General features: G+C 62.3%; 5 protein-coding genes and 2 rRNA genes (1 of these 7 only partly in view). 3 read left to right on the forward strand and 4 right to left on the reverse strand.

The window, feature by feature from the left end:
* Positions 1-400 precede the first annotated feature (400 nt).
* A complete protein-coding gene (locus ICI42_RS02370) occupies positions 401-1162 on the forward strand; it encodes a hypothetical protein (protein WP_188162929.1) in 762 nt (253 codons plus the stop codon).
* A 176-nt stretch (positions 1163-1338) separates the two neighbouring features.
* On the opposite strand, the gene ICI42_RS02375 is transcribed toward ICI42_RS02370, so the two are convergent.
* Positions 1339-2505, reverse strand: coding sequence for a M20 aminoacylase family protein (locus ICI42_RS02375; protein ID WP_188162930.1), 1167 nt, complete (start codon positions 2503-2505; stop codon positions 1339-1341).
* Positions 2506-2701: 196 nt separating this feature from the next.
* Between ICI42_RS02375 and ICI42_RS02380 the strand changes: the two genes are divergently transcribed.
* Together ICI42_RS02380 and ICI42_RS02385 are read left to right on the forward strand one after the other, a co-directional pair.
* A complete protein-coding gene (locus ICI42_RS02380; RefSeq protein WP_188162931.1) occupies positions 2702-3853 on the forward strand; it encodes a D-alanyl-D-alanine carboxypeptidase family protein in 1152 nt (383 codons plus the stop codon).
* An 11-nt stretch (positions 3854-3864) separates the two neighbouring features.
* Entirely contained in the window at positions 3865-4965 is a 1101-nt protein-coding gene (locus ICI42_RS02385) for a CobW family GTP-binding protein (protein WP_188162932.1), read from the forward strand.
* A 13-nt stretch (positions 4966-4978) separates the two neighbouring features.
* Here ICI42_RS02385 and ICI42_RS02390 read toward each other — a convergent pair whose 3' ends face one another.
* From ICI42_RS02390 to ICI42_RS02400, 3 genes are all read right to left on the reverse strand, one after another.
* The gene (locus ICI42_RS02390) at positions 4979-7207 is read right to left on the reverse strand and encodes a mechanosensitive ion channel domain-containing protein (RefSeq protein WP_188162933.1); all 2229 of its coding nucleotides are present in this window, start codon (positions 7205-7207) and stop codon (positions 4979-4981) included.
* Positions 7208-7373: 166 nt separating this feature from the next.
* Positions 7374-7488, reverse strand: a 5S ribosomal RNA gene (rrf, locus tag ICI42_RS02395).
* A gap of 260 nt (positions 7489-7748) precedes the next feature.
* Positions 7749-8953, reverse strand: a 23S ribosomal RNA gene (locus ICI42_RS02400); it runs 1595 nt beyond the window's last position.

Genomic DNA, 8953 nt, shown 5'->3' on the forward strand with positions numbered 1-8953 from the left:
GGGTGAAGAGCGGTCGGCGAAGCCGATCAATCGACAACGATTTGTCGATTGAAGTGATGAACGCCCGGAGCCCTGGCGGTAGTGCATCGTCAGCGCCGACGCCCCCCCTTCTCCCCTTGCGGGAGAAGGTGCCCCGAAGGGGCGGATGAGGGGTGTTGGAAGAAACGAGGCGATGAAGGAGGGGTGATGAACCGAAAGGCTGGCGGCGGATACTCTCCAGCCCCTCACTCCGTCCAACACCCCTCATCCGTCGCCTGATCTCGTCCTTGCTGCGCAAGTCCGAGGGCGACACCTTCTCCCGCAAGGGGAGAAGGAAGGGCGCTCAATCGCAAAAGTTTATCCACACTCCCCACCCCCCGCCTTACACTCCCACCGCCTTGAACAACGAAAGGAGGCGGCGATGGATTGGGCAGGGGCGATCGACAAGCATCAGGCAGCGCTGAAGCGCCTGCTCGCTTTGCTCGTCGCCATGGCCGGCATGACGGTTACGGCTGGCGAAAGCCAACGCACGGCCGGCATTGATGTCGGCCAAAACACCCTGCCGCGCCATCTGCATCGCGCCATTCTCCGGCTGCTGCGTCCCGCCGAGGCGGCGGCACGACGGCTGATCATTCTCGCCGCGCGCGGCATGATTGTGCCGCACCGGCACTCGCCTGTTCGCGCATCGCAGCAACATTCCGCCTTCCTGCGCGCGCCCGGCGGCACCGGCATCGTGATGCCGAAAGGAGCCATGCCGTCTCGCCCCATGCCTCAATCCATGGCGCTGCCGCTGCTCGATCCGCTGCGCCTGCCCCGCCACAAGCCGTCGCGGCCGGCCGTCGTGCCGCGCATTCGCGGCTTCGGTTTCGGGTTCGACGCGCCCTCGCTCATCCCGGCCCGCCCGGTGCCGGAGCCAGACGATCCGCTCGATGCCGACCGCCTGCGGCTCAGGCTCGCAGCGCTTGGCCGCGCGCTCGACGACCTGCCGCGCCAGGCCCGGCGCTTCGTGCGCTGGCGGCAACGGCGGCGGCGCGGCGTGTTCCATCGCCTGTCGCCGTTGCGCGGCGGGCCGCCGCCGGGCTTGCGGGCACCGGGCTCGCGCCACGCCCGCGAGGTCGACCGCACCCTGGACGATGTGCACGGCCTGGCGCTGTGGACGCTGGAGCACCCCGACAGTTCATGACCAGCTGGCCTTGCGACAGAACCGCTTTGTTCGCTGACGCGCAGCCTCGCTCGCGCGCGCCAAAACCGTTGGCCGATTGTGCGCGGTCCGACGTTTCCGTCAGCAAAGTTTCAGCGGAGTTGGACAAAGCCGGCCGGTCCTCGAAAGACACACACGGACGCCCAACTCGACAGCTGTCAACGTGGCATCGCGAGCGTCGTCTCCGCCAGCTTCACCCAATAGCTGATGCCGTGCGGGATGGCCTCGTCGTTGAAGTCGTATTCGGCGTGATGCAGGTTGGCAGACTTGCCGTTACCGATAAAAATGAAGGCACCCGGGCGCGCCTCGAGCATGTAGGAAAAATCCTCGCCGCCCATCAGCGGCGCAATGTCGCGATGAACCTGCGGGTCGCCCGCCACCAATGCCGCGGCGTCCCCGGCGATGACGGTTTCGGCGGCGTGATTGAAGGTTACGGGGTAGTTGGGATGGTAGTCGACGACGATCTCCGTGCCGCTGGCCAGCGCAATGCCGGCGCAGATCGTCTTCATGCGTTCCTCTGCCTTCTTGGCGACGTCTGTGCGCAGCGATCGCACGGTGCCGGCGATATGCGCATGCTCGGGAATGATGTTGTGGGCGGTGCCGGAATGGAATTTCGTCACCGAAACCACGACCGAATCGATGGGATCGGTGGTGCGCGAGGCAATCGTCTGCAACGCCGCCACCACCTGCGCGCCTGCCAGGATCGGGTCGATGCCGAGATGCGGCATGGCCGCATGTCCGCCCTTGCCCTTGACGTCGATGCTGAACTCCGCTGTCGCGGCCATGATCGGACCGGGCCGGATCGCGAACTCGCCCACCGGCAGGCTTGGCATGTTGTGCATGCCGAACACCTTTTGGATGCCGAAACGCTCCATCATGCCGTCGCGCACCATTTCGCCGCCGCCGCCGCCGCCTTCTTCGGCAGGCTGGAAGATGACGGCGACATTGCCGTCGAAATTGCGCGTCTCGGCGAGATATTTCGCAGCCCCCAGAAGCATCGCGGTATGCCCGTCATGTCCGCAGGCATGCATCTTGCCGGATGTTTTCGAGGCATAGGGCTTGCCGGTCAGTTCATCGATGGGCAGCGCATCCATGTCGGCACGCAGGCCAACCGTGCCGCCCGGACCTCGGCCCTTGATCAGCCCGACCACGCCGGTGCGTCCCAAGCCGGTGACGATCTCGTCGCAGCCGAATTCCTCGAGCTTCTGTTTCACGAAGGCCGCGGTTTCGAACACGTCGTACCCCAGCTCGGGATTCTGGTGCAGGTGACGGCGCCAGGCGGCAACTTCATCCTGCAGTTCGGCGGCTCTGTTGAGGATCGGCATCGTGTCTCGCATTCTCCGGATTAGGCCGCGCAAACGTGATTGCGGGGCCTTTGCCATCTTGACGTCACATGAGCTAGATAGCACCCTGCGGTGCGTCGGACTATCCGTGTCCCGACTGCCTTTGTTCCCATGCCACTGGCTCGGGAAAATCTTATTGACCGTCGCATGGAGGCGGCAAGGGGATATTTCGGATTAGATGATACGACATTGGCTCTCTTCATTCGCTCTGGTCGGCGCGCTTGCCGGCCCCTTAGCCTTTGCCTCGGACGCACAGGCGAACCCGTTGCTGGTGTTTGAGCTGCGCAGCGGCCGGGTCATCGAACACCAGGATGCGTTCCAGCGCTGGTATCCGGCCTCGCTGACCAAGCTGATGACGGCCTATGTCACGTTCCGCGCGGTCCAGGCAGGCGAGTTGCAGCTGGATTCGCCGATCCGGGTGTCGAAACACGCGGCCGGCGAACAGCCGAGCAAGATGGGCTACGCGGCGGGCTCGGTGATCCGTCTCGACAATGCGCTGAAGATGATGCTGATCAAGTCCGCCAACGACATCGCCATGGCCATTGGCGAGAATGTCGGCGGCTCGGAAAAGGCTTTCGTGACGCGGATGAACGCCGAGGCGCAACGTCTCGGCATGACCGGCACGCATTTTGCCAATCCCAACGGCCTGCATTCGCTCGACCAATATACGACCGCGCGCGACCTGGCGCTGCTGGTCATGGCGATCCGCAACGAGTTTCCGCAATATGAGTCCTATTTCGCGATAGAAGGCCTGCAGGCCGGCAAGGCGACCATCATGAACTACAACCTGCTGGTCGGCCGCCTGCCCGGCGCCGACGGCATGAAGACCGGCTTCGTCTGCGCCTCGGGCTTCAACATGATCGGTTCGGCCACCCGCGACGGCCGTACGCTCGTGGCCGTGGTGCTGGGCGAGCAATCGGCGGTCAAACGCGCCGAGACTGCGGGCAATCTGTTGAACGCCGGTTTCGCCACCTCCAACGCCTCGAGCCAGACCGTCACCGCCCTGCCCTTCTACGGCCAGAATGCGGCGGTCGCGACCGACATGCGCCAGGAGATCTGCGAGAAGAAGCCCGCGGCCGAATTGTCGGAAGCCGGGGCTGAGGCCGAAAAAGGCCCGAAGTCGGTCTATCAGGAGACGCTGACGCATGTTCCGACGCTCGTGGCCGTCGGACCCGGCAATGCGACCGGGCCGACGCCAAAGGCACGGCTCAGTCCGGACGGCCGAGAATTCGCCGATGTGCCGCTGCCGAGCTGGCGGCCCGATTTGCCGCCGCCGGCAGGCGCCGAGCCGCTCGCCCAAGGCGATCGCGTGCTCAAATCCTCTCTCTGAAAGCAGTTTTCATGGCAGCGCAGTTTCCGATACCGGTTTCGGTCATCACCGGCTTTCTGGGCGCGGGAAAGACCACGCTGCTCAACCGGCTTCTGAAGGATCCGGCCCTCGTCGATACGGCCGTCATCATCAACGAGTTCGGGGATGTCGGTATCGACCATCTTTTGGTCGAACAGGCCACCGACGGGGTGATCGAATTGTCCGACGGCTGCCTGTGCTGCACCGTGCGCGGCGAACTGGTCGACACGCTGGCCGATCTGGTCGACCGGGTGCAGAACGGCCGCATCGAACGGCTCGCCCGCGTGGTGATCGAGACCACCGGCCTCGCCGATCCCGCGCCGGTGCTGCAATCGATCATGGGGCATCCGGTGCTGCTGCAGGCCTTCCGTCTCGACGGCGTCATCACGCTGGTCGACGCGGTCAACGGAGCTGAAACGCTCGACGCCCATATCGAAGCGGTCAAACAGGTCGCCGTCGCCGACAGGATCGTGATCACCAAGGCCGATCTCGTGGAAGACAACGCCGTGTTGGCGGCCCTAGCGGAGCGCCTGAGGGCGATCAATCCCGGGGCACGCCAGTTCTCCGTCGACGCCATCGACAGCGCCTCGCTGCTTGCCTGCGGGCTCTACGACCCCACCACCAAGACAGCCGACGTGCAGCGCTGGCTGGGTGAGGAGGCGCATCACCATCATGACGGGCACCATCACCACGATCATGGGCATGATCATGATGAGCACCGGCACGACGAACGCGTGCGTTCGTTTTCGCTGATCCATGCCGCCCCTGTGCCATTCTCGACCATCAGCATGTTTCTCGACCTGCTGTTGTCGACGCATGGCGACAAGGTGCTGCGGCTCAAGGGTATCGTCGAGATCGCCGAGGATCCGGCGCGGCCGCTGGTGGTGCATGGCGTTCAGAAAATCCTGCATCCGCCGGCACGTTTGCCCAAATGGCCGGACGATGTGCGCGGCATGCGGCTGGTCATCATCGCGGTCGATCTGCCGGAGGATTATGTCAGGCGGACATTCGCGGCCTTCGTCAACCAGCCGTCCATCGACATGCCCGACCGGGCGGCACTGGAAAACAACCCCTTGGCGATTGCCGGCCGCTGAACGCGGCCAACCCTCACGCCGGCTTTGGCTCGATTGTTCCTGGGTTTGCTTGGACGGTCGGCGTTGCCGGCGCGGACGGCGTCAATCCCTCGATATGGAGGGGCGGGGCGTTGCCCTGCTTGTCCTCACCCATATAAATCGTCATGTGCGGATAGGGAAGCTCGATGCCGCGGCGGCCGAAGACCGTCTTGATGATCTCGTTATAGGCGCGGCCCGCTCCCCAATGCTTTCCTGGCAAGGTCTTGATCCGGGCACGCACATTCACTGCGGAATCGCCGAGTGCGGTAACCCCCTGCATTTCGAGCGCGTCGACGATGGAGTCCTTGTGCTCGGTCTGCATCAGCAGGTCGAAGGCCTCCCCCATCGCCTCCTTCACCTCGCCAATGTCCTCGCGGTAGGCCACGCCGATATCGGCGACGTGGTAGGAAAAACCGCGCATCATGTTGGAAACGGCATCGACCGAGGAAAAGGGGATGACATGCAGCGTCCCATCCGCCGACCGGATCGACACGGAGCGGATCGTCAGATGCTCGACCACGCCGGACTGGCCGCCGGCCTGCACGACATCGCCTTCGTTCATGATGTTTTCGAACTGGATGAATGCGCCGGTGATGATGTCCTGAACGAATTTCTGGGCACCGAAGCCGATCGCCAGGCCGAGCACGCCGGCGCCGGCGAGTAGCGGCGCGATGTTGACGCCGATCTGTGCGAGCGCCAGCATGGTGATCAGAACAGCCAAGGCAATCGTGAACGCGTTGCGGAACAGCGACAGCAGCGTTTTTTCGCGTGCCGTGGCGACATGTCCGATTTGCGGGTTGAGGCGATATTCGACCCAGGACGACATGGCGATGTAGATGGCGAAGCCTATGAGCACGATGATGCCTGCGGACGCCACCGCACCGGTCACACGCGTGCCGGCCTCGCTGACCAGCCAGCCGGAGAAGTCGAGCAGCGCCCAGGCCTGGGTGATGAACAGTACGGCACAGAGAATGACCAGGAAGCGCACGACCTGCATGACGCGGGGAACGAAGGCGTTCAGGCGATGTTCGAGCAAAGGCAGCCTCGTCCGGATGTCCTGAGGCAAGTGCAGTCCGCCATGCACGAACCTGTTGACGCCGTAGATGACGACGCTCGCGACCACGATCGCCAGAACGGTTTGCGCGGTTGCCGCGAGCATGAAGGGTAGCGCGTTCGTCGGGTTGACCATCCACACCAGGAAGATCGCCACCGCATAGGCTATGGCGACGACATGCCAGTAGCGGGCGATGAGGGGGAGGCTCCGCGACAGCGGATTTCCGCCTTCCTCCGCGGCCCGTGCCGAAAGGGCGGTGCGAACGGCAGATTTGTTCTGCAGCACGATGATAATGACCGTGACCAGCGCGACGAACAGGACGAGGACACGCAGCGCCTGCGCGAGCGCCGGGGATACATTGTTGGCAAGCAGTGGAGCTATGAACAGGAACGTATAGCCGACAAGCGAAGTCAGCCTTGCCAGCCAGAAATGCCAATACGCGGCACTGGTGTCGCTCAACGGCAGAAAGCGCAGCGCCGGGTCGCGCGGCTGCAGCGTGGCGCGCAGAACGGCCTTGATGGTTTCCACGACCAGGAAGGCGTTCAAGAGCAAGGTCTGGCTGAGCGACATGCGTCCGAGCTCTCCGGTCGCGGCCTGGAGTGCGGTGAAATAGCCGGCAGCCCAGGCAGTTCCGACACTCGCCCATTCAAGAACCAGGGCTATGACAACGCTGACCAGCACGACGACAAAAGACCCACCAATTGCCCGGCGCGCAAGCGACGTCTTGATCCAGCGAATGAGAGCCCTGAGGGCAAAGAACACCGCCAGCAAAACTGCCGCCACAACGGCTATTTCCAGAAAAGCGGTCTGAAGATTGGCGAGCCGGCCGCCGGCACCGCTGAACACCCCTACCAGTTCGGTCGCCGCTGACGCTGCAAGCATGGTGCCGTCCGACAGTTGTTCAGCAGCCTGGCGGGTGTATTCGGCAACCTGCGTTGCCAGGCTGGGGCTCGCTTCTTCCGGAGCGACGGCTATCTCACCGCCGCGCTCGCGCAGGCGGTTGATGAGCTCCAGACGCGTTTCGTCGTTCTCGATGATGCGGATGAACGCGTCGACATTGGCGCTGGCTGCCGCCGTATGTGCCGGCGGATCACCGGGCGCGGTCGTCTGCGCATGGCCGGAGACGGATAGTGCGGAAAAAAGGATGAAAATCAGCAGAAGTCTGAGCATGCGTCCGGATATGGCTGTTGGGCTATACCGGGGACTTGGGGCAGCAGGCTGGAAAGTCAATCCGCTGGTTAAAAGCTGGCTTAAAAAGCGAAAAAGCCCGCCGCTAAAAAGCGACGGGCTTCGATCGAGGTTTTGGACAATGTGTGAGAACTCATACCCTTAGCAGACCTGGCAGCGACTTACTCTCCCGCGTCTTGAGACGAAGTACCATCAGCGCTGGAGCGTTTCACGGCCGAGTTCGGAATGGGATCGGGTGCAGCCGCTCCGCCATAACCACCAGGTCGGCAAAGGGTATGTTGATTGAGAAGCTGGGGAGCGAGTAGCGAATAGGGATTAGCGAGTAGGTTTTTGACCCTCCGCCTGCCTTTTCACAGCGCTCTGTTCTTTCCGTGCTTTTGACGTGCCATTAGCCTGACGAAGCGAAGCTTCGCAAGGCCGACTGGCCGTCGGCGCTTTTGCGCCGCACCCGCGCAGCGCCGCCTGAAGGGCGGAACAAGCGTGAGCGAGATAAACGCGTTAGCGATGAACATAAGTAATGAGAACGATCAAGCCTATCGAACTATTAGTACCGGTAAGCTTCACAGGTTACCCTGCTTCCACACCCGGCCTATCAACGTGGTCGTCTTCCACGGTTCTCAGGGAATACTCGTTTTAAGGTGGGTTTCCCGCTTAGATGCCTTCAGCGGTTATCCCGTCCGGATATAGCTACCCTGCTATGCGGCTGGCGCCACAACAGGTCCACCAGAGATCCGTCCATCCCGGTCCTCTCGTACTAGGGACAGATCCTTTCAATATTCCTACACCCACGGCAGATAGGGACCGAACTGTCTCACGACGTTCTGAACCCAACTCACGTACCGCTTTAAATGGCGAACAGCCATACCCTTGGGACCTGCTCCAGCCCCAGGATGCGATGAGTCGACATCGAGGTGCCAAACAACCCCGTCGATATGGACTCTTGGGGGTCATCAGCCTGTTATCCCCGGCGTACCTTTTATCCGTTGAGCGATGGCCCTTCCACGCGGGACCACCGGATCACTATGACCGACTTTCGTCTCTGCTCGACTTGTCAGTCTCGCAGTCAGGCGGGCTTATGCCATTGCACTCGACGACCGATTTCCGACCGGTCTGAGCCCACCATCGCGCGCCTCCGTTACTCTTTAGGAGGCGACCGCCCCAGTCAAACTACCCACCATACATTGTCCCGGACCCGGATAACGGGCCGCGGTTAGACATCCATGACGATAAGGGTGGTATTTCAAGGATGGCTCCACAGAGACTGGCGTCCCTGCTTCAAAGCCTACCACCTATCCTACACATGCCGACACGAATGCCAATGTAAAGCTATAGTAAAGGTGCACGGGGTCTTTCCGTCTAACCGCAGGAACCCCGCATCTTCACGGGGAATTCAATTTCACTGAGTCTATGCTGGAGACAGCGGGGAAGTCGTTACGCCATTCGTGCAGGTCGGAACTTACCCGACAAGGAATTTCGCTACCTTAGGACCGTTATAGTTACGGCCGCCGTTTACTGGGGCTTCGATTCAAAGCTTGCACCTCTCCTCTTAACCTTCCAGCACCGGGCAGGCGTCAGACCCTATACGTCGTCTTGCGACTTCGCAGAGCCCTGTGTTTTTGATAAACAGTCGCTACCCCCTGGTCTGTGCCACCCCCTTACACTTGCGTGCAAAAGGGTCACGCTTCTTCCGAAGTTACGCGTGCAATTTGCCGAGTTCCTTCAGCATAG

Origin of the sequence: Oryzicola mucosus (genome assembly GCF_014534685.1) — a bacterium.
In the GTDB taxonomy this organism is placed as follows: Bacteria; Pseudomonadota; Alphaproteobacteria; order Rhizobiales; family Rhizobiaceae; genus Oryzicola; species Oryzicola mucosus.